The sequence below is a fragment of the Delftia sp. 60 genome, from assembly GCF_002754395.1.
Taxonomy (GTDB): Bacteria; Pseudomonadota; Gammaproteobacteria; order Burkholderiales; family Burkholderiaceae_C; genus Comamonas; species Comamonas acidovorans.
This window is the reverse complement of record NZ_PEFD01000001.1, coordinates 4,025,820-4,045,927: the sequence shown is the minus strand read 5'-3', so window position 1 is coordinate 4,045,927 and position 20,108 is coordinate 4,025,820. Positions and strand designations below refer to the sequence as shown.

The following is a 20,108-nucleotide window of genomic DNA, read 5'->3' as shown; positions in this document are numbered from 1 at the left end:
GGGGCGGGGTGCGGCTGCGCCCCGGTCAGTCGTCGTAGGAGCGGCAGCCCCAGCGCACGGCGTCGGGCGCCTCGCCGGCCACATGGCCGATGACGATGCGCGGTGGCGTCTCGTCCAGGCCCTTTCTGAGCGGCATGGCGCGTGCGTACTGGGCGGGCAGTTCGCCGAAACCTTCCAGGTTCCAGCTGCTGCGCGCCTGTGGCCGGGCCTTGGTGCGCTGGACCAGCGCCTGCAGGCTGCCCGTGGCGCGCGCCGCGACAATGCTGCCGCTGCCGCCGCGCACGGTGATGGAGGACACCTGCGTGCCATCGATCTCCAGCGGCGTGGCAAACAGGTAGAGCAGGTCCAGGCTTTCGCCGGGCGCGCGGTCCACCACGGTCACGCCCTGCGCGCGCAGGCGCTGGGCCAGCGCTTCGTCGCGGCCATCGGGAAACTCGATGCGGCAATGCAGGGCGTCGGTGAACAGGGTGGTGATGTCCGCTGCCGTTGCTGTTGTAGTGACGGGGGCGGCCTGCACCGTGGCGCAGGCCGTGCCGGCCAGCAGCAGGGTGAAAAAAGCTTTGGAACAGGCGTTCATGGCGTGGCTCAATGGGCTCATCAGGGATGGCGGTAGATCTTGAAAGCGGGCTTGTGGGTGCGGTAGCCGGGGCCTGCCCAGAAACCGTTCTGCTTGAAGTCCGAGATCCAGACGCTTCCGTCGAACATCTGCATGTGACCTGCAGGCGAGGAGGTGAAGCCCTGCATCACCGCCACATCGCCCTTCTTGTAGCCACCTTCGGGCATGGCGTCGTAGCGTGTGAAGCCGGCGGCCACCAGGCTGGTGCCGTAGTCCTTGGCATCGCGCGTGCGCTGCAGTGCGATGCCGCCAGCGCCGATCGCATCGCGCACATAGCGCGCGCAGTAGCCGGCGGAGCTGGCGCGCGCATTGGTCTGCAGGGTGGCGACGGCGTTGTCTACATTCCAGGGCATGAAAAGCCTCTCTGAGTTGGGTCCTGGAGGGGAAAGCTTCTCCAGGCCTGTTTCTTGTTATGGGGCCTGGTCCTGGTGCGAGCGTGTCGGCACCAGGAGCCAGGTGGGCGGGCAGTCTTACTTCGCGCCCTGCTTCACAGAAGGCAGCTTGGACACCAGGCGCAGCGACACGGTCAGGCCTTCCAGCTGGTAGTGGGGGCGCAGGAAGAACTTGGAGGTGTAGTAGCCGGGGTTGCCCTCGACTTCCTGCACTTGCACCTCGGCGGCGGCCAGGGGCTTGCGGGCCTTGGTCTCCTGCGAGGAGTTGGCCGGGTCGCCGTCCACGTAGTTCATGATCCAGTCGTTGAGCCAGCGCTCCATGTCGGTGCGCTCGCGGAAGGAGCCGATCTTGTCGCGCACGATGCACTTGAGGTAGTGCGCGAAGCGGCAGCAGGCGAACATGTAGGGCAGGCGCGCCGACAGGTTGGCATTGGCCGTGGCGTCGGAGTCGTAGTACTCGGCGGGCTTGGCCAGCGACTGGGCGCCGATGAAGGCGGCCACGTCCGAGTTCTTGCGGTGCACCAGGGGCATGAAGCCGTTCTTGGCGAGCTCGGCCTCGCGGCGGTCGCTGATGGCGATTTCCGTGGGGCACTTCATGTCCACGCCGCCATCGTCGGTGGGGAAGGTGTGGGCCGGCAGGTTGTCCACCGCGCCGCCCGATTCCACGCCGCGGATGGAGGTGCACCAGCCGTAGTACTTGAACGAGCGGTTGATGTTGACCGCCATGGCGTAGGCCGAGTTGGCCCAGCAGTACTTGCCGTGGTCGCCGCTGTCGGTTTCTTCCTCGAAGTCGAATTCATCGACCGGGTTGGTGCGCGCGCCGTAGGGCAGGCGTGCCAGGAAGCGGGGCATGGCCAGGCCGATGTACTTGGCGTCGTCGGACTCGCGCAGGCTGCGCCAGGCGGCGTACTCGGTGTTGGTGAAGATCTTGGTCAGGTCGCGCGGGTTGGCCAGCTCCTGCCAGGATTCCATCTGCATGATGGCGGGCGCCGCGCCCGAGATGAAGGGGCAGTGGGCCGCTGCGGCCACCTTGGCCATTTCACCGAGCAGCTCCACGTCCGGCGGGCTGTGGTCGAAGTGGTAGTCGCCCACCAGGCAGCCGAAGGGCTCGCCGCCGAACTGGCCGTACTCCTCTTCGTACACCTTCTTGAAGACGGGGCTCTGGTCCCAGCCCACGCCCTTGAAGCGGCGCATGTTGCGGTGCAGCTCCTTCTTGGAGATGTTCATGACGCGGATCTTGAGCATCTCGTCCACCTCGGTGTTGGTCACCAGGTGGTGCAGACCGCGCCAGGCGCCTTCGAGCTTCTGGTAGTCGTCGTGGTGGATGATGCGGTTGATCTGCTCGGACAGCTTGCGGTCGATCTCGGCAATGATGGCCTGCACCGTCTGGTAGGCATCGTTGGACAGCGTGATCGCCGAGCCCAGGGCCTGCTGGGCCAGCGTCTGCACGGCCGCTTCCACGGCTTCGCGGGCCTGGTCGGTCTTGGGCTTGAATTCCTTTTGCAGCAGGCTGCCGAATTCGCTGCCGGCCAGCGCCTGGGTCGATTGTTCGAGTTGGGTTGCGGTATTCATGACGTGCTTGCCTTCCTGATGTGCTGCCTCAAGCCTCGGATGCAGGGCCCGAGGCCTGCGGGGCAGTGATGTTGGGCGCGGCGGCCAGCGACTTGAGCAGCGCAGGGTCCTTGAGCACCTTGCCGATCAGCTCCTCGGCGCCCTGCTTGCCGTCCATGTAGGACAGCAGGTTGTGCAGCTGGGTGCGTGCCTCCAGCAGCGAGTTGAGCGCACCCACGCGCCGCGCGATGGCGGCGGGGGAGAAGTCCTCCATGCTCTCGAAGCTCAGGTCGATGTTGAGCTTGCCCTCGCCCGTCAGCGTGTTGTCCACCTGGAAGGCGACGCGGGGCTTGATGGACTTCATGCGCGCATCGAAGTTGTCGATGTCGATTTCCAGGAACTTGCGGTCGGCGATTTCGGGCAGCGGATCGACGGGCTTGCCCGACAGATCGGCCAGCACGCCCATCACGAAGGGGATCTGCACCTTCTTTTCCGAACCGTAGATCTCGACGTCGTACTCGATCTGCACGCGCGGCGCACGGTTGCGCGCGATGAATTTCTGACCACTCTTGCCGGTTTTGGTGAGCGACATGCGGGTGTTCCTTTCAAGAAAAAAATAGGTCGCAGAAGTAAAAAGCCTGGAGTCCCGCCTTGCGGCGGACCGAAGGGCTGAGGGCGCAAGAGGCCGTGTGGAAACAGGTGGACGGGGTGGGTGTCATGGGGCAGCCAGCTCCTTGAAAGCGAAGTCCGGGGCCAGCAGGTCCGTGTGTGGCCTTCATGTCTGCTGCTCCTGCAGGTGAGCGCCCGTGATCACTTCCACCTGGGCCAGGCTATCGGGGACAGTTCGCGCAGGATGTCCATGAAGCCCATGCGCATGAAGCGGGCGGCACGGCGGATGAGCAGGGGGGCGGGGTTGGAGGGCTCGGTGCGCTCCACGAAGGCGGCGATTTCCAGCAACTGGGCAATCGCCTGTTCGCGGTTGCGCGCCGGGACGGGTGCCGAGCCTGGCGCGGGGTGGGCCACCGTGCCGCCCTCTGTACCGGTTTGTGCGGCCGGATCGGCTTCGGCGGCCGTGTCGGCATCGCCTGTGGACTGGGGCTGCCATTGCTTGAGGGCCAGCAGCAGCTGGCGCAGGCCGTCGAGCTCGGGCTGCTGGTGGCTGGGCAGGTGCTGTTCGCAGCAGGCGCGGATCCGGTCGAGCTCCTGCAGCGCAGGGGTGACGGCCAGCAGGGTTTCGTGGCCCTCGGCATGCGCGCGTGCCGAGGCCATGCGCAATTCGTCGGCTGTCAGGTGCGGCAGGTCCTCGGGCACGTTGCCCTTGGCCATCAGTTCGGCGTCGCGCACGCTGATCTGGCCCAGCGCGCCGCGCAGGAAGTCGGCGTTGCGCAGGTCACGCACAAGGCCTGTCACGTCCGACAGGGTGCCCAGGGCGTTCATGCGCATGAAGTAGTCGTCGCCATCCTCGGGCAGGGGATGGACATGCTCCCAGTGGCGCTCCAGCAGGGCGCCGCACAGCTGCAGGCCCTGCAGCGTGCCGGGCAGGCCGTGCAGGATGGTCCAGGCGCGGCACAGCAGCACGGCCACGCGCAGGTCCTTGGTGCGCTGCATCAGGGCCGAGGCCTGGCGCTCCACGTCGCGCCAGTCCGGTGGCTCGGCGGGGATGACGGTGTCGCCGAACTGCTGTTCTACCTTGCCCTGCGCAGCGCTTTCCATGGCCTGGAAATCGTTGTCATAGGTAAGGTCCGGGCCGCAGGGCGGCTCGGCGGCGGTCTCGGTCAGCAGGTCCTGGATATTGGCCATGGGCGGGTCGGTGTTGCTTGGGTACGGTATTGGCTGGACGGTGCGATCTGGACGAACTCAGGCGCCCTTGAACAGCCGGGTGAACAGGCGGCGGTGCAGCACTTCGTGCTGGACCACTTCGTCAGGGGCGTGGCGCGGCGTGGCCGAGATCCACCAGACGGAGGTGGTGGAACCGGGGCGCATGCAGGCGCGCCAGTCCATGCGCGGCAGGCGCGCGGCGTTGCCTTGCGAGGCGCCCATGTCAAGGTCCGCCAGCAGGCTGTGGATGGAGGCGCTGTCCGGCGTGCGGCCGTCCTGCTGGAACGGCCATTGCAGGGTGGCCAGCCGCTCATCGAGCTGCTGGGCCGACAGGGGCAGGCGCCGGGCGTCGATGAGCGCATCGCGTGCGCCGCTCAGAAAGCGTTCGATGTCCTGGTCCGACGCCGGCATGCCGGAGCTGCCGTCCACCGTGGCCATGATGGCCAGTGGAAAGAGCCGGCCGATGCGGTCGGAGCTGGGCCCGATCACGCCCACCATGGGCTGGCCCAGGATGGAGGCGGGGCACAGGAAGAACCACAGCGGCGAGTGCACGAAGCGCGTGGACCAGTTGTCGGCCGCATCGCTGCGCAGCTGGTCCATGCCGTTGCGCAGCCATTCGTCCCAGCGCATGGTCAGTGCGTGGGGCATGCGCCGGCCGACGAAATCGCCCTGGCTTGGCAGCTTGCCCCACCAGGCGGCGCAGGGTCGCTGGAGGGTCATGGCGTTCACAGCCGGTCCGGACATTCGAATTCCTCCATGGCCTTGAGCCGGAATGGGTTGAGGACGCTGCTGGTGGTGACTTCCATGCGCAGCTTGCGTCCGTCGATGGTGAAGATGGCCGTGAAACGCTCGGGCGAGTTGCCCGGCAGGATCTGGGCACGGTCGAACAGGCGGTGCAGCGCCCAGGGGCCTTCGGTCACGATGCCGGTGTTCTGGGCGCCGGCAGCCGTGATCTGCAGCCGGGCCTGGCCGGTGCCGCGCGTGCCGGGCCAGGAGACGGCCTTGGGGATTTGCGGGCCGTGCTGGTAGCGCACGATTTCGCCGTCCACGTCCAGCACCATCTGGGAGATGGAGGCGTCCATGTCCAGCGGCTTGATCTCCAGCCGGATGCCGGGCGTGTTGCCGCCTGCGCGGAAGAACACGTCGCGGATGGAGGCCGCCCGCTGGAAGGCGGCCAGCGAGGCAGAGCCCCCCACCGGCGTGCCGTCCACACCCTGCTTGAAGGTCCAGGGCACGGTGGAGATGTCCACCATGGTCTGCAGCTGGGTGCGGAAGAACTCGTCCATGGTGCCGCCGGTGGCGAACAGGCGGGCGAAGTCGTCCGTGGTCACGTCGCGCGTGGCGCTGCGCGTGAAGGGGTAGCGGCCCAGGATGGCGCGGCGGCAGAAGTCGCCGATGGTGGCGTTGAGGTTGCCGCCCAGCGTGCTGCGCACGCTGCTTCCCACGAAGGACGAAGTGGACGTGGCCAGGGCCTCGTACATGCTGTTGAGCGGAGGCGGCACGCGCTTGGCTTCCGAGCGCACCTTCTCCAGCGTGCCGCTGAGCGAGGGAGGCACGCCGCCGCCCTGGATCACCTGCTGGCGCGCCGAGGCGATGACGGCCGCCGCCTCGTTGAGCACCTGCAGGCTGGCGGTGATGGGCGCCGGGCCCGAGCCGTTGCTGGTGGCAAGGCGCCGGTATTCGCGGAAGCGGAAGTCCACGATGTCGGCCTCCAGCGTGCCGGTGGCCAGCATGCCGCCCACGTTCAGCGGCTTGCCGGTCAGGCGGCTGAGCTGGTGCTGTTCCTCGCGGATGCGCTGCAGTTTCTCGCCCAGCCAGCTGCTGGTGCTGCCCGAGCTGCCGCCTTCCTGCTGGTCCGGGCGGCGGGCCAGCGTGGTCTCGCGGGCCACGGCGCGGATGAACTGCTCCAGGCTGGAGTTGGCGGACGAGTACAGGCGGGCCTGCTCGCCGGCCTGCTCCAGCGAGGCCGTGCGTATGGGGCGGATGTCGGCCAGGAAGGTTTCCCACAGGCGCGCGTACTCCATCAGGTACAGGCGCTTGACCTCGTTGGCCAGCTGGCCCGTGAGCACTTCCTGGGCCACGCTGCGCCGGCCTTCGGCCTGGCCCAGCACCCAGGTTTCCTCCTTGGCCAGCAAGGTGGTGACCTTGGGCAGCTCGTGCAGGAAGAGGCCGTGGTAGCCGTCATAGGTGAACAGGCCGCTGATGCCCTGGGTGAGCGGCTTGCCGCTGGCACGCGCAAAGACCTGGGGCGCCTCGGGACCGCTGGCACGCACCACGCTGAAGTCGGGCGGCAGCTTGTCGCCGGTGTTCAGCAGCTGCTTGAGGCGGCTGTAGGCGCGCTGGGCGGGCGACATCTGGGCCAGGCGCTGGCGCACCTCGGCGACCAGGTTGGCGTCGATGGGCTGAGCGGAGACCACCACGCGGCCGTCGATGAGGCGGTCCAGGTGTTCGGACAGCTGGTCCACCAGGCCGGCCTGCACCAGATGCTGGGGCAGGGTGTTTTCCCAATCGCTGCGCAGCCAGGCCTTGACGAAGGTGGCGTCGAAGTGGTCGGGCTCGTAGAGCATGAGATAGGCCTTGAGCGTTTCGTAGCTGGCCTCGGGGCTGCCGGTGCTGACCTGGCGCAGCGAGCGCGCGACATGGCTGCTCAGGCGCGGCAGCCAGGCGTCTTCCAGCAGGCGCAGGTAGGTGGCGTGGGCGGCCGTCTGCACCTTGGGCACCTGCAGCAGGCCCCAGCGCCAGCCCAGCGGGGCCGATTCCTCGAAGCGGCTGCTCTGCGCCACGCGCGCCGCGTGGTTGAGCATTGGCACCAGGGCGACCACGTTGTCGGGGTCGGTGGCCTTGGATTCCTCCACGGCCTGGCGCAGCGTGCCGGCGTTGTCGGCCACTTCGTTCAGGTAGCGCTGGTTGTTCTCGTAGCTCAGCGTCCAGGCCAGGGCCGCGCCGCCCAGGGCCAGCAGCAGGGCGCACAGGCCGGCGGCCTGCATCAGGCGCAGCTGGCGCTCTTTCTTGGCGTTGCGCCCGGTCAGGCCGGACTCGTTGAACATCACGTCCTTGAACAGCGACTCCAGGAAATAGCTGCGGCCCTGCTGCGGCACGGCATCGGCCGGCAGGCGGCCACGCAGCGCAAAGCGGCGCGACAGGGCTGACATCACGCGGTCGAAGGGCATGCCCTCCTGCGTGCCGCTGGTGAAGTAGACGCCGCGCAGCAGCGGCTTTTCCTTGAAGCGCGAGGCGGAGAACGCCGCATCCAGCGTGTCGCGCACCACGTCCTTGAGGCCGGCAAACTGCTGGGGCAGTGCGTAGAGCAGGCTGCGGCGCGCAAGGTCGGGCTCGGTCATCAGCCGCTGGGGCAGCAGGCGGTTGATCTGGGCGACCAGTGCGTCGAACTCCTCCATGTACAGGGCGCTGGCGGCCTGCGGGTCGCTCGCGGGCGAGCGCTGGGTCTTTTCGTCATAGGGATAGGTGAAGCCCCAGACCTGGGCGCGCTCCTCGCGGCTCATGGCGCCGAAGAACTCGTTGAAGCCCGCCAGCAGGTCGCTCTTGGTGACCAGCACGTAGACGGGGAAGCGGATGGTCAGCTCCTCGCACAGCTCGCTCAGGCGCAGGCCGATCAGCTGGGCCAGCTGGGCGCGCTCGGCGTCGCTGGCACTGAGCAGTTCCTGCACGCTGAGCGTGACGATCACGCCGTTGACGGGCTGGCGTCCGCGAAAGCGCTTGAGCAGCTGCATGAAGCCCTTCCAGGCTGCCTTGTCCTGCTCCGCATCGCTTTCCTGGGTGGTGTAGCGGCCGGCCGTGTCCAGCAGCACGGCCTGGTCGGTGAACCACCAGTCGCAGTTGCGCGTGCCGCCTATGCCGGGGATGGCACGCTTGCCGAACTGGGCCGCCAGCGGGAAGTCCAGCCCCGAGTTGATCAGGGCCGTGGTCTTGCCCGAACCCGGCGAGCCGATGATCAGGTACCAGGGCAGCTGGTAGATGTAGCGCTTGTTCCAGCGGCCGAACAGGCCGCCTTCGGTCTGGCCGAAGCGGGTCTTGCTCAGCGTGTCCAGGGCTTCCTTGAAGCGCGACTCCAGCTCGGCCACTTCCTCGGAGCCTGCTGCGGGCGTGCCGTCCGCCTCGCGCGGCGAGGTCAGGCGGGCCAGGCCGGTCATGAGGTGCTCGTTCATGCGCTGTGCGCGCCACCAGCGCAGCAGCAGGCGCAGGAACCAGAGGATGAACAGGCCGGCAATGATCCACCAGCGCACGGTGGGGCTGCCCAGCGGCTGGTAGGGCTGGATGAAGACGAGCGGGCCGACGAACCAGATGAGCAGGCTCAGGGCCACCAGGCCCAGAAGCTCCAGCATGTAGCGGTTGAACAGCCATGAGGCGATGCGACGGATCATGGGATCAGTTCCTGGTCTCGGGTGCGGCAGGCAGGGCCTGCAGTTGCTGGTCACGTTGCTGGGGCGCGACCAGCAGGACGATTTCCACCCGCCGGTTCAGCGCCCGGCCTTCTGCCGTGTTGTTGGGGGCGACGGGGTCGCTGTCGGCACGGCCCTCGGCATGCAGGCGCTGGCGGTCGCGCAGCGAGCCGCCCAGCATCTGGGACACGGCCTGGGCACGTTCCTGCGACAGGTTCCAGTTGGACGGGAAGCGCGCCGTGCGTATGGGCAGGTTGTCGGTGTAGCCATTGACGACGACCTTGCCCGGCACTTCGTCCAGCGCCGCTGCCACGCGGTGGATGACCTGCACGTAGCGCGGCTTCACGACGGTGGCGGCCGGGTCGAACAGGCCGTCGCCGCGCAGGATGACGGTGCTGCGGTCGGCCTCGTCGCGCACGCTGACCAGGCCTTCGCGGATCTCGGGCTCCAGGAACTGGCGCAGCCGCGGCTTGAGCGTGGCGACGGTGGCGGCCGCCGAGGTGCGCGGGAAGCGGATCTCGTTGATGGCGGCGAACAGGTCGTCCGAACTGTTGGACAGCCGGTAGCTGAACCACAGGTAGATGAAGAACGCCAGCAGCAAGGTGATGGCCGCCGCCACCCACAGCGGCACCATGGCCCAGGGCGGCGAGGCCAGGCGCTGCACGCCACGCCAGTGCACGGACAGCAGGCTGCTGCGGTCGCCGCGCGTGGATTCGATGAGCTGCAGCAGGCGCGCCTTCAGCGTTTCCAGCTGGGCGCGGCCGTTGTCGATCACGCGGTAGCGGCCTTCAAAGCCCAGCATCACGCAGTAGTACAGCAGCTCGATCAGGTCGATGTGCTGGTGCGGCGTCTGCACCAGGCGGGCCAGCAGCTGAAAGAACTTCTCGCCGCCCCAGGTTTCGTTGTGCAGGGCGACCAGCAGGCTGTGCTTGGGCCAGACGCCGGCACTGCCCCAGGGCGTCTGGGCGGCGGTTTCGTCCAGCACCGTGCAGATGCAGTAGCGTGCGCCGATGATGGTTTCCATGGGCACGCCGCTGGCGCCTGCGCGCTGCTCGAACTCGCGGATGTGCTCGAGCAGCAGTTGTTGCAGCGCGCGCGGGTCCTCGTTGGTGACCATGGCGCGGATCTGGGGGATGAGGTTCAGCAGCCGGTTGGCGGCGGCCACCAGCGGGTTGCCGCCGCTGACCACGTCGGGCAGGTTGGAGCGCAGCGGCTCCTGGCCGGCAGGCGCGGGCGCGGCGCTGGCCGCGCCTTCGGCACGGCCCGTGTCGGCGTCGCCGCCCCAGGGCATTTGGTGGCTGATGTTGGAACTGTTCATGTCGGAAGATGCGTCGCGCCGTCAGCGGCGGATGGCCCAGAACTCCAGTTGCAGGTCGGGGAATTCGCCGGAGACGTGCATGGCAAGGCCGCCGGAGCTTTGCAGCTGGTTCCACAGATCGTGCGTGGTGTCCACCTCGAAATAGTTGTAGCCCGCGTGGTAGGGAATCTCGCGCGGGGCAATGGGCAGCGGCCGCAGCGTGACGCCGGGCAGGTGCAGGTTCACCAGGTCGCGTATGCGCTCCACGGGGCCCAGCTTGGTCTGGGTGGGGAAGTGGGTGCGCAGGAATTCCGGCGTGGTCTGGGCATGGGCGGCCAGCACGAAGTCGCAGGTGGTGAGCAGTTCGGTGGACGGGATCAGCGCCACGCGCACGCCGTACTGGCGGTCGTGCAGCGGGATCTGGATGGCGTTTTGCTCCAGCACCGAGGACAGGCTGCGCCGCAGCTCCAGCATCAGCGGCGGGAAGCTGCGCCGCAGGTCGTCATGGTCGTAGGCGGGCAGCACCTCGGGGCGGCGGCGCTCGTGGTCGAAGGTGGTCAGCTCTGCGGCCAGGCGCAGCAGTTCCTCGAACAGGCGCTCGGGGTGGATGCTGGCGGTGCGCACCCAGTGCTGGGCCGCGCCCGTCCAGTGGTTGATGAGCTGCAGCAGCAGGAAGTCGCCGACCTCGCCGATGCCGCCGCGCTCGGGCTGGATCATGCGCTGGGCCAGCACTTCGCCGCGCTGGCGCAGCAGGCCGTGGATTTCCTTGCAGAACGTGTTGAGCACCGAGCTGGGCCCGTTGTTGACCACGGTGGGGATGAAGCCGGGCTCCAGCAGCACGCCGCCGCTGGCTTGGCGCTCCACCACATGGGCCACAGGCAGGCTGACCCAGCCTTCGGTCAGCTCGTGGGCGGGGCGCAGGCTCAGGCGCAGCCGGCCCAGCTGCACCTCGGCGGGCTGGGCACCCACGTCGTTGCTGTCCGCCACTTCGGTCACGTCGCTGAGATAGCGCGCAGGGCTCTGGGAGCCTTCGCCAAAAGTCACTTCGCTGCCCGAGAAGCGGCGCAGCGGCAGCGCCAGGTGGACCACCACGTCCTTGAAGTCCTTGCCGATGTCCAGCGGGGTGGGCGCCTCGTCGTCGCCCGGCAGCTGGAACGGCGTGCCGTCGGGCAGCACGCCGTGGGCCGAACGGATTCCCAGCTTGCCCATGCGCAGCAGATCGGTGTCCAGCTCCAGTTCCGAGAAGCCCCAGAAAAAGGGCTGCCCCGGCAGGCTGCGTGACTGCAGTTGCCGGAACAGGAAGCGCTCCTGCTGCTGGAAGTGCTGGGGCCGAAGGAACATGCCCTCGGCCCAGATGACTTTGCGTTGCCAGACCATGGTGGATAGATGTGCGTTTATTGGGATGCGGGTTGAATGCGGACGGTGACCTCTTCGCGGGTCAGGTGCACCTGGTAGCGCACGGGCTGCAGCTTTTCGGTGGAGCCCATGCCCCACCAGCGCCGGCGCAGCTCCACGGAGTTGGGCGCGACGGCCGAGGCGCGCCAGGTGCTGCGCTCCAGATCGCGGTAGGCGGCGAACAGGCCGAAGGCGCGCACATCGGGGTTGCCCTTGCGCTCTATGACCTGGCGCTGGCCGGGCGCGACCAGGAATTCCTCGCGCCGCACGAAGTCGCTGCCCAGCTGGCCGTCGTCCTTGTCCTGCAGGTCGAAGAAGCCGGCGCGGTCGAAGGCGGCGGAGGCGCGCAGCTCGTAGATGCGCAGCAGCACGGGCTTGGGAATGCCTTCACGGTCCGGGTTGATGTCCATGTCCGCCACCACTTCGAATATGGCGGTGGGCACGGCTGTGGGCGCCACTTCGGGCGCGCGGCTCAGGGGGTTGAGGGAGCCGCAGCCGGCCAGGCCGGTCACTACGGCCGTGCCCAGGCCCAAGGCGCCCAGCGTTTGCAGCGCCTGCCGGCGCCCCTGCGATCCCTGCGGTTCCTCTGATCTCCACATGGCTTCTCCTGTCTCGATGTCAGTCATTGGTTTCACGCGGGCAGATCCACACCGTCAGCGCGCTGAGGTTGTCCTGGTGCGGGTTGCCGCTGGATACGACGCGGCCGACCATGCGCTGTATCCATTCGTCGGGGCGCTGGCTGGCGGCCAGCAACTGCTCCATTTCCGACTCGTGCATGCCTTCCCACAGGCCGTCCGAGCACAGCAGGAAGACATCGCCGGCCTCCAGGGCCACGGCGTCGGCGCGGATGCTGGGCGGCACCTGGCCCTCGGCTCCAATGGCGCCGGCCAGCACGTTGCGGTTGGGCAGGCGGCGCGGGTCGTTCTCCTCGTACAGGCCGGCGTGCAGCAGCTGCTGGACCAGGCTGTGGTCTTCGGTGCGCAGGTGCATGCGGCCCGCGCGGAACCAGTACAGGCGCGAGTCGCCCCAGTGCGCCCACAGGGCCCGGCCCTGCTCGGGATCGATGCACAGCACCACCACGGTGGCGCTCATGTGCATGCGCGAGACCGAGGTGGACTGCTGGCCGCTGACGCGGTGCTCCGCCTGGGAAATCAGGGAGGCCAGGCTGGCGGGGGCGAACAGCGGGTTCTGCCGGAAGCCATCCACCACGGCCTGCACGGTGAGCTGGGCGGCGAGCTCGCCGTGCCCATGCCCGCCTGCACCGTCGGCCAGCGTGCAGCACAGGCCGCCGGCGCCCAGGTCCATCAGGCCCATGGCGTCTTCGTTGCTGGAGCGCCTGCCGCTGTGGGAGGCGCTGGCCACCTGGATGCTGTAGCGGTGGCCGTCTCCGTCGAGGTAGGCGATCACGGCTGGCCTTTCACGGACTGCTCGGCGTTTTCGTAGGCCTCGACGAAGGTGCGGCCCGAGAAGGCCATCAGGTCGTCCTCGGCATGGCGGCGCAGCACGTCGAAGTTGTGCTTGTAGTCGTCCCACAGCGCGGCCTTGCGGCCATTGGTCAGCAGCTTGTCCAGCAGGCCGGGGTTGGTTTCTGTGCGGCGCTCCAGCTCGGTCGGATCGAACCGGGTCAGGGCTTCGGCATAGGCGGCGCGGATGCCGGCCATCAGGGCCAGCTGGTGCACATGCAGGTCCTGGAAGGCGTCCTGCATGGCAGGCAGCGGCTTCATGAAGCCCGGGAAGGTCTGGTGGACCATCTGCATGAGCACGCCCTCGGAATTGGGCAGGAACTTGAGCGGGTTGTTGGCCCCCGTGGCAATGATGGTCACGCCGGCGCGGAACTCGCGCTTGATCTCGGAGCGCGCGGCCAGCAGGTCGATGGTTCCCTGCACCGCAATGCGCAGGGCTTCGCCGAAAGTGCGCATGAATTCCGGTGTGACCTCGAAATGGGTCTTGGCCGGGTTCAGGCCTGCGCCCTCCATGAAGGCGGCGGCCAGTGCCTGCAGATCGGCGTTGGCGGCCGGCTGGGGCTGCACGGGAATATCGACAGGCGCGGCGGTGGAGGGCAGGGCGCCGATGGGGATGGCGGCGTCGCCCTGGCCGAGGATGCTGGAGGCCGCGGGGATATTGACGTTAATGCCTGTGTCAAGGGGGGGAGCCGAGGCAGCGGCAACGGCAGCCCTGGCGACGGGCGCAACATGGGCAAGACCGGACTTGAAGAGGTCCAGATCCAGTCCATTGGTGGGCAGCAGTCCGTCCAGCGCGGCCGGCTCGGCGGGGATCTGGGGCACGGGCACCGGTGCAGGCGCAGCAACCGGAATGTCCTGTGCCTGTACCTGTGCCCGCGCCTCTACCTGTACAGGAAGCTGCTCCTGCACTGCAGGAATCACGGTATCGATCACAGGCGGGAGTGCGGGCTGGGCCGGTGCTGCCGCCTCCTGCGGTAGCGCCGACTCTGCGGGCTGTGCATGCGACTGCATGCGCGGCAGATTGAAGGCCTGGCCCAGTTCGGAGCCCCGGCCCGAGGCCTGCTGCAGCGGCTGCGCATCGGGGGGCAGGCCGCCTTGGTCGAACAGCGCAAGCGGGTCGAGCTTTTGGGATTGCTCGAAGCACGAAGGCAGGCCGGTATGGGAGGCATCATGCAAGGCCTCGGTGCTCAGGCCCTTGAGCGGCAGCGTGTGGACCATGCCGTCATGGCGCTGCTGTATCAGCTCGCCCGTGCCTTGCGATGGCAGGCCGGCCCAGCCTTCCTCCTGCTGCCGAGCCTGCTGGGGCGGCGGAGCAAAGGGGTCGAAATCATTGGGGATCAGCAGGGGGCGATGCTGCGGCTTGGCGGGCTGCGGCATGGCCAGTGCAGCCTGCTCGGGCGGGATGGCGCTCTCGATCGAAGGCACGGCAGGGGTCTGGATGGCATCCAGGCTCAGTGCCGTCAGGCCTTCCCAGGGATCGGCGATGCCGGGGGCGGCGGCAGGCAATACGTCTGCCAGCGGCGCTGCCTCTGCCAGCGGCGCTGCTTCCGGCAGCGGGGGCTGGGCGGCGACGGGAGGCGGGGCGATCTGGGGCTGCGGGGCGGCTGTGGCGGCTGGGGCCGCTGTCTGCGTTGCTTGCGCGGCCTGCGCGTTTTGCATTGCAGCCGAAGGCGGTGCCTCGAAAGGCGTACCCGGCGCCACGGCGGCCAGGGTGTAGGCGCCGATACGGATGCGTGCACCCAGGGGCAGGCCCACTTCCTGGCCCGAACGCACGGGCTGCTCTGCCACCCAGATGGGATCACGCTCGCTCAGGTTCGCAACAAAGGCTCCCTCGGAATCCAGCCTGACCATGGCGTGCACGCGCGCGACGGAAGCGTCCGGGTCCGAGATGATGAGCTTGTTCTGGCCACTGCGTCCGATCGTGCCGCCGGCCATGCCGAATACGGCATGCCAGTGGCGATCGACCGGAACGCCATCGTGGTCCACGACCCTGAGTTCGATTTTGTCCATGGAGTCTTAGGCTAGGCAGTTTTCAGGAAGCGTCGGGATGCCTCAGGAGGCTTTGCGCGCGGGCGCAGGGCGCTTGTTGCGCAGCGCGGCACGGGCGTTGTTGAACTCCCGGCCCCAGATGGGATGGCCCTTTTCGGCCTCGGTCAGCTGGAAGGTGGGGTCCAGGGCCAGGGCCATGTCGAAGTGCTGGCGGCAGGGCTTGCGGCGGCCTTCCACGCAGTGGCTGAAGGCGATGTACTTCAGCGCCTTGACCTGGCTGCTCATGGGCAGTTCCTGTGCGGTGGACAGGGGCGTCAGCGCCGTGATGGCGTCCTCATAGCGGCCGTCCACATAGAGCTGGATGGCTTCGACCAGCTCCTGCTCCTTGATCACCACGGGGTCCACGGGCTTGACGGGCTCCGGAGGCTGGACCACGGTCGGGGCCGGCTCGGGCTCCACGGGCTTGGGCGCGGTTTCACACGCGGCCAGGCCGAAGGCGACGGCCAGGGCGAGGGTCAGGCGCTGGATGGAGTGAGGAATATTCAGGGTCATGGACATGGACATGGTCAGCGGGCATCAAAGTCATGGGAAAGGGTCACCGACTGGCCGTCGGTGATGCGGATCACCTGCCGATAGCTCTCGAAGCCGGGATTGCGCAGCTCCACCGTGTGGGAGCCTGGCGCCAGCTTGAGCAGCACGACGGGAGGGGTGACGCCGGACGGCTTGCCGTTGATCAGCACATTCGCCCAGGGGCTGACCCTCAGGCGCAGGTTGTGATCTGTCCGTGGCGTCTCAGACCGTGCGGCCAGCGCGGCGGAGCGCGCTGGAGCAAGGCCGGGTGTCAGGGCGGTGATCGAGGTGACCACGCGGCTGTTCAGTGCAAAGCCACCGGCCGTGGGTGCCGCAGGCGCCGTGCGCAGCCGCTGCGCGGAAGGGCAGCGCTGGATCCAGCTGTCCTGGGCGCGGCTGTAGGCGTCCCGCCACGGCGTACCCGTGGTTTCGTAGGCTTGCAGTGCAAAGCCCGGGTGTGCGGAGAACGCGGAGTCGAAGGCCGCCTCGCAGCGCGCCCATTCCTTGTGCGTGCAATAGGTGTAGGCCAGGTACTTGTGGGCGGAGGCCCGCTCCATGGGATCGGCCAGCCCGCCAAACAGCGCAGCCTGCAGCGCACGCTCGGCCTGGCCCAGGTCGCGCGCCTCGAACAGCGCAATGCCCTGCGCCAGCTGCGGGCGTCCTGCCGAGCCGGTTTGGGCCGGCGCCGCCTCTTCGCATGCCGCCTGGGAATGCGCCAGGCAGGGCAGGCCGAGCACTGCAGTGCACAGCATCCATCGCCAGCGGTGGTTCATCAGTCGAGCCATGGGCCGCGCTCATTCGAAAAGATGGTTCACGGTCACCGACTCGCCCTTGGTGACCGTGATGGTCTTGGTCACCGTGGAGGCCGCACCCGGGTTGCTGATGTCGATGCGGTACTCGCCCTCTGGAAGTTCCATCTGGGTCAGCGGCGGGCTGGTCCGCGCCGGGGCGCGGTTTACCGAGACATAGCCCCAGGGCACGACCCGGAACACCACCTTGCCCGTGGCCGCTGCGGACTTGACGGGGCGGGCTTCGGTCTTGGGCGGCTCGGTGGGCAGCGGCTCGGACCCGGTGGCCACCGTGACGGGGACGACGGGCGTGCTCTGCTCGGGCTGCGAGGGGGCAATCTCGGGCAACGCGGCCTGCTGCTCGGGCGCGGTCATCGGCTGCACCTGCTCCGTGGAGGCCAGCGAGGCCTCGTTGAGCAATTGCTTGAGCAGCGCCTGGGCCTCGGTGCGGTGCTGTCCTTCGGGGAAGCTGTCCAGGTAGTCCTGCAGGCGGGCCAGGCTGGACTGGCTTTGCGCCTGCTGCCAGGCCAGGCTGTCGCGTGCTGCCAGGGTCTTGGCGCGTGCCTGGTCCTGGGAATGGTCGTACCACAGCACGCCGCCGCCTGCGATGGCAGCCAGCACCAGGGCGCCGATGGCCAACGGTACGGCCATGCTGCTGCGCCTGGCCTTGGGCGCTGCCTGGGCACCCGCAGCAGCTGGAGGCCGGGCAGCCGGAGGCTTGGCCTGGACGGCCGGCGCTGCGGCGGGCTGCTCGGGAACGGGTGCAGCTGGTGCAGCCGGAACCGGAGCCTGAGGCGCCGGCATGCCTGGCAGTGCCTGGTCGATGTCGATGAACGGCCCGTTGCCCAAGCCCATCGGGTCGGCGGCAGAGGCCTGGGGTGCAGATGGGGATGCCATCTGAGGCGTGGCCATGGCGGCAGGTGTGCTGGGGGCCAGTGATGCCGGGGCCACGGGTGGAATCGTTGCAACAGGCGGCACGGGCAGCACAGGTGCCACAGGTGGCACAGGCATGACCGTCGCCACGGGCGCAACCTGTGGCGTGGGTGCGGGAACGTAGGTTTCCGTGATAGGCAGGAACCGGGGTGCCTGCGCGGATGCCGACTCGCTGGCCATGGCGGCTTGAACGGCCGCAGGCGTCGTGATCGGGATGTAGATGGGGCTGGCGCTGGGCTCCACAGGCGCAGGCGCCGCCCGGCTTTCGGCAGACAGGCCCAGCAGGCTGCGCAGTTCGGCAATCGACTGGGGCCGGTCCTGCGGGCGCACGGCCAGGGCTTTTTGCATGCCCTGCAGGAAGGCGTCGGAGTAGCCGGGAACCTGCTCGGAAGTCAGCGGCTGCATGGGGTCCGTGACCATGCGCGCCACCGAGGTGGCAGGAGTGCGGCCCGTGGCGGCCTGGTGAATGAGGGCGCCGACCTGGTAGATGTCCGTCCACGCGCCCTGGGGCATGGCGCCGTCGTCCACGTACTGCTCGATGGGCGCAAAACCGGGCTTGAGCACCATGGTCAGCGCCTGGGTCATGTCGCCGATGATGCGGCGCGCGGCGCCGAAATCCAGCAGCACGGGGCTGCCATCGCGCTGCACGAAGATGTTGTCCGGCGCGATATCGCGGTGGAAGCAGTCCTGTGCATGCAGGACCTCGAGCACATCGAGCAGCGGGGCCAGCAGGGTGCTGAGCTGGGCCTGATCGATGCGGCCCGACGATGCCTGCAGCACGCGGCCCAGTGTCTGGCCCTCGTAGTGGCGCATCACCATGTAGGCCGTGCCGCCGGCTTCGAAGAATCGGTAGACATGCACCAGGGTGGGGTGCGAGAAGCGCGCCAGCAGGCGGGCCTCGTTGATGAAGCTGCGCAGCCCGGCGTCGAACGCGCCACGGTGCTGCGAGCGCACATGCACCTGATGGGAGCTTTGCCGCCCGGCCAGGGCCGAAGGCATGTACTCCTTGATCGCGACCTCGCGGTCCAGCGAGAGGTCACGGGCCTTGTAGACGATGCCGAAACCGCCTTCGCCGATGACATCGAGCACGCGGTATTCGCCAATCTGGACACCTGCCGGAAGGCAGTTGGTCGAACATGCTGCTTCGCTATCCATGCAATCCCACCCAAGATGTTGTTTCACACCCTGGCGGGCGATGTCTGTCGCGCAGCCAGGGTGCCGAACCTGTTCGAGGCCATTGGACAAGGAGAAAGCCGGCATCACACCGGCAATCTGTCTCTGTAAACCGTTGGTTTTCCTCAATCAGCCTATTGTCTGAAGCCAGGGGCCAAAGACGAGCGTCATGGATTCGTCATGAATACAAGATCGTATTTCAATCGGACTCCGAATGCGGCGTGAGTGTAGCTTGAGTTCCGCAAAAAGCCATGACACGAATCGAATGGATATGAGGTGGATACATTTTTTTTCAGATGTATCCGCCGTAACAATTCAGTCTGCTCAATTGTTTGTATTTTGCCGGCCTTATCCACTATCATCGCGGCTCCAACAAAGGAGGGCGGTTCACGACAGTGAGGATTGCAGGCGATTGTCAATACATTCCTTGACCATCCAGGGTATGCGCCGCACTGATCTGAATCACGTGTTAAGTGAATCGGTTTCGTGCGCTCTACCCGAGAGTGGTTTCCCCTTTGTTCGCGTGTGAACTATCCGATGCAATCAGGCTATTGGGTTGCATGCGAACGTTTAATCCATTAGTTCGAGAGGTGTGCAATGTCCGTTGATATGTTCATGAAGGTCGAGGGCGCCAGTGGCGAGTCCCAGGATTCCAACCACAAGGGCTGGACCGACATCGACTCCTTCACCTGGGGTGCTACCCAGCCCAACACCATGTCCAGCGGCGGCGGCGCCGGCGCCGGCAAGGTGAGCTTCCATGACCTGAACGTCATCGCCAAGGTGGACAAGTGCTACCCCGCCGTGCTCAAGCACTGCGCCACGGGCAAGCACCTGGGCCAGGTCGACATCTCGCTGTGCAAGGCCGGCGGCTCGCAGATCGAGTTCACCAAGATCACCCTGACCGACGTCATGGTGACGAACGTGACCGTCAGCGGCGCCAACTCCTCTGACACCGTGACCGTGAACTACTCGTTCCAGGCTGCCAAGGTCAAGACCCAGTACTGGGAACAGACCAACCAGGGCGGCAAGGGCGCCGAGAGCCAGATGGGCTTCAACATCAAGGAAAACCGCGAAGCCTGAGCTTCCTCCCGCAGCTGTGCTGCTGCGGCAACCCGCGTCGGACTCGTCTGGCGCGGATGTTGCCGTGGAAGTGCGGGAATATGGCCTCCATCTATCGATGGAGGCTTTTCAGTATGGAAAGCCGAAATCGGGCTGTTGAAGGAATATCGGAGAGACGTGCCTTGAGGCCGCGTGGGTAACCGCGTGCCTGGCTGGTTTTTGTGTCATTTTTTTGACGTGGGCCAGCTTCCCATTCCTGTCAAAAGCTGAATGTCGTTAGGCTTGTCAATCTTTGACAAACACGAAAACCCATGGCCGCGGGCATGGGGAATCGACTTGCTCGCTGCACTATCGATGTGCAGAAAATTTCTGATAAAAATGGATTGCCGTGGATATGCGCAGGATTACCGCGCGTGGGTTCCTGTGTCTATTGATCAGGCTCATTGAATGCCTGGTGCCGGGGTCTGCGAACCGTTGTGGTGCGTTTGGCCCGTACTGCGGCGAGTGGCGGAGCATACACGAACATCGGACGTTGTCGAGAATATTTTTGCCGGTCCAATTATTAAAACGCAATTCGTTTCTTTAATAAATTCCACTGCCAACTTGTGTACAAGAGAGAGTACTAAATGCGTGAATGGACCATTGCCCATTGCCGGCGTGCAAA

The 20,108-nt window shown here is 67.1% G+C and carries 15 protein-coding genes and 1 pseudogene; 1 reads left to right on the top strand and 15 read right to left on the bottom strand.

What is annotated here, in order from left to right:
- Positions 1–25: 25 nt before the first annotated feature.
- The 15 genes and pseudogenes from CLV01_RS18300 to CLV01_RS18230 all read right to left on the bottom strand — a co-directional run bounded on the left by CLV01_RS18300 (position 26) and on the right by CLV01_RS18230 (position 18,367).
- On the bottom strand, positions 26–577 hold the full coding sequence (locus CLV01_RS18300) for a hypothetical protein (protein ID WP_013802358.1): 552 nt from the start codon (positions 575–577) through the stop codon (positions 26–28).
- A 20-nt stretch (positions 578–597) separates the two neighbouring features.
- Positions 598–969: a hypothetical protein gene (locus tag CLV01_RS18295; RefSeq protein ID WP_013802359.1), complete on the bottom strand. Its 372-nt coding sequence runs from the start codon at positions 967–969 to the stop codon at positions 598–600.
- A 117-nt stretch (positions 970–1,086) separates the two neighbouring features.
- Complete coding sequence (tssC, locus tag CLV01_RS18290) at positions 1,087–2,580, bottom strand: type VI secretion system contractile sheath large subunit (protein WP_012205676.1); 1,494 nt, start codon at positions 2,578–2,580, stop codon at positions 1,087–1,089.
- A gap of 28 nt (positions 2,581–2,608) precedes the next feature.
- Positions 2,609–3,151: a type VI secretion system contractile sheath small subunit gene (gene tssB, locus CLV01_RS18285; protein WP_012205675.1), complete on the bottom strand. Its 543-nt coding sequence runs from the start codon at positions 3,149–3,151 to the stop codon at positions 2,609–2,611.
- Between the two features lie 183 nt (positions 3,152–3,334).
- Positions 3,335–4,359, bottom strand: a pseudogene (gene tssA / locus CLV01_RS18280) (type VI secretion system protein TssA).
- Between the two features lie 57 nt (positions 4,360–4,416).
- Positions 4,417–5,121: a type VI secretion system-associated protein TagF gene (gene tagF / locus CLV01_RS18275; RefSeq protein WP_099733581.1), complete on the bottom strand. Its 705-nt coding sequence runs from the start codon at positions 5,119–5,121 to the stop codon at positions 4,417–4,419.
- On the bottom strand, positions 5,103–8,759 hold the full coding sequence (gene tssM, locus CLV01_RS18270; RefSeq protein ID WP_043823006.1) for a type VI secretion system membrane subunit TssM: 3,657 nt from the start codon (positions 8,757–8,759) through the stop codon (positions 5,103–5,105). Before tssM ends, tagF begins: the two co-directional genes overlap by 19 nt.
- A gap of 4 nt (positions 8,760–8,763) precedes the next feature.
- Positions 8,764–10,095 carry a DotU family type VI secretion system protein gene (locus CLV01_RS18265; protein ID WP_012205670.1) on the bottom strand — a complete coding sequence of 444 codons (1,332 nt, stop codon included), beginning with the start codon at positions 10,093–10,095 and terminating at the stop codon, positions 8,764–8,766.
- Between the two features lie 21 nt (positions 10,096–10,116).
- Positions 10,117–11,451 carry a type VI secretion system baseplate subunit TssK gene (gene tssK, locus CLV01_RS18260; protein WP_012205669.1) on the bottom strand — a complete coding sequence of 445 codons (1,335 nt, stop codon included), beginning with the start codon at positions 11,449–11,451 and terminating at the stop codon, positions 10,117–10,119.
- Positions 11,452–11,468: 17 nt separating this feature from the next.
- Entirely contained in the window at positions 11,469–12,068 is a 600-nt protein-coding gene (tssJ, locus tag CLV01_RS18255; RefSeq protein WP_013802365.1) for a type VI secretion system lipoprotein TssJ, read from the bottom strand.
- Between the two features lie 19 nt (positions 12,069–12,087).
- Entirely contained in the window at positions 12,088–12,876 is a 789-nt protein-coding gene (locus tag CLV01_RS18250) for a PP2C family protein-serine/threonine phosphatase (RefSeq protein WP_013802366.1), read from the bottom strand.
- Positions 12,873–14,942 (bottom strand): type VI secretion system-associated FHA domain protein TagH, encoded by a 2,070-nt coding sequence (gene tagH / locus CLV01_RS18245; protein WP_099733582.1) that lies wholly within the window; start codon positions 14,940–14,942, stop codon positions 12,873–12,875. Before tagH ends, CLV01_RS18250 begins: the two co-directional genes overlap by 4 nt.
- Positions 14,943–14,984: 42 nt before the next feature.
- Positions 14,985–15,473, bottom strand: coding sequence for a TssQ family T6SS-associated lipoprotein (locus CLV01_RS18240; RefSeq protein ID WP_224986306.1), 489 nt, complete (start codon positions 15,471–15,473; stop codon positions 14,985–14,987).
- Between the two features lie 14 nt (positions 15,474–15,487).
- Positions 15,488–16,276 (bottom strand): PEGA domain-containing protein, encoded by a 789-nt coding sequence (locus tag CLV01_RS18235; RefSeq protein ID WP_099733583.1) that lies wholly within the window; start codon positions 16,274–16,276, stop codon positions 15,488–15,490.
- A gap of 9 nt (positions 16,277–16,285) precedes the next feature.
- Positions 16,286–18,367: a serine/threonine protein kinase gene (locus tag CLV01_RS18230; protein ID WP_099733584.1), complete on the bottom strand. Its 2,082-nt coding sequence runs from the start codon at positions 18,365–18,367 to the stop codon at positions 16,286–16,288.
- Between the two features lie 615 nt (positions 18,368–18,982).
- Here CLV01_RS18230 and CLV01_RS18225 point away from each other — a divergent pair.
- Entirely contained in the window at positions 18,983–19,465 is a 483-nt protein-coding gene (locus CLV01_RS18225) for an Hcp family type VI secretion system effector (RefSeq protein WP_013802370.1), read from the top strand.
- Positions 19,466–20,108: the final 643 nt, after the last annotated feature.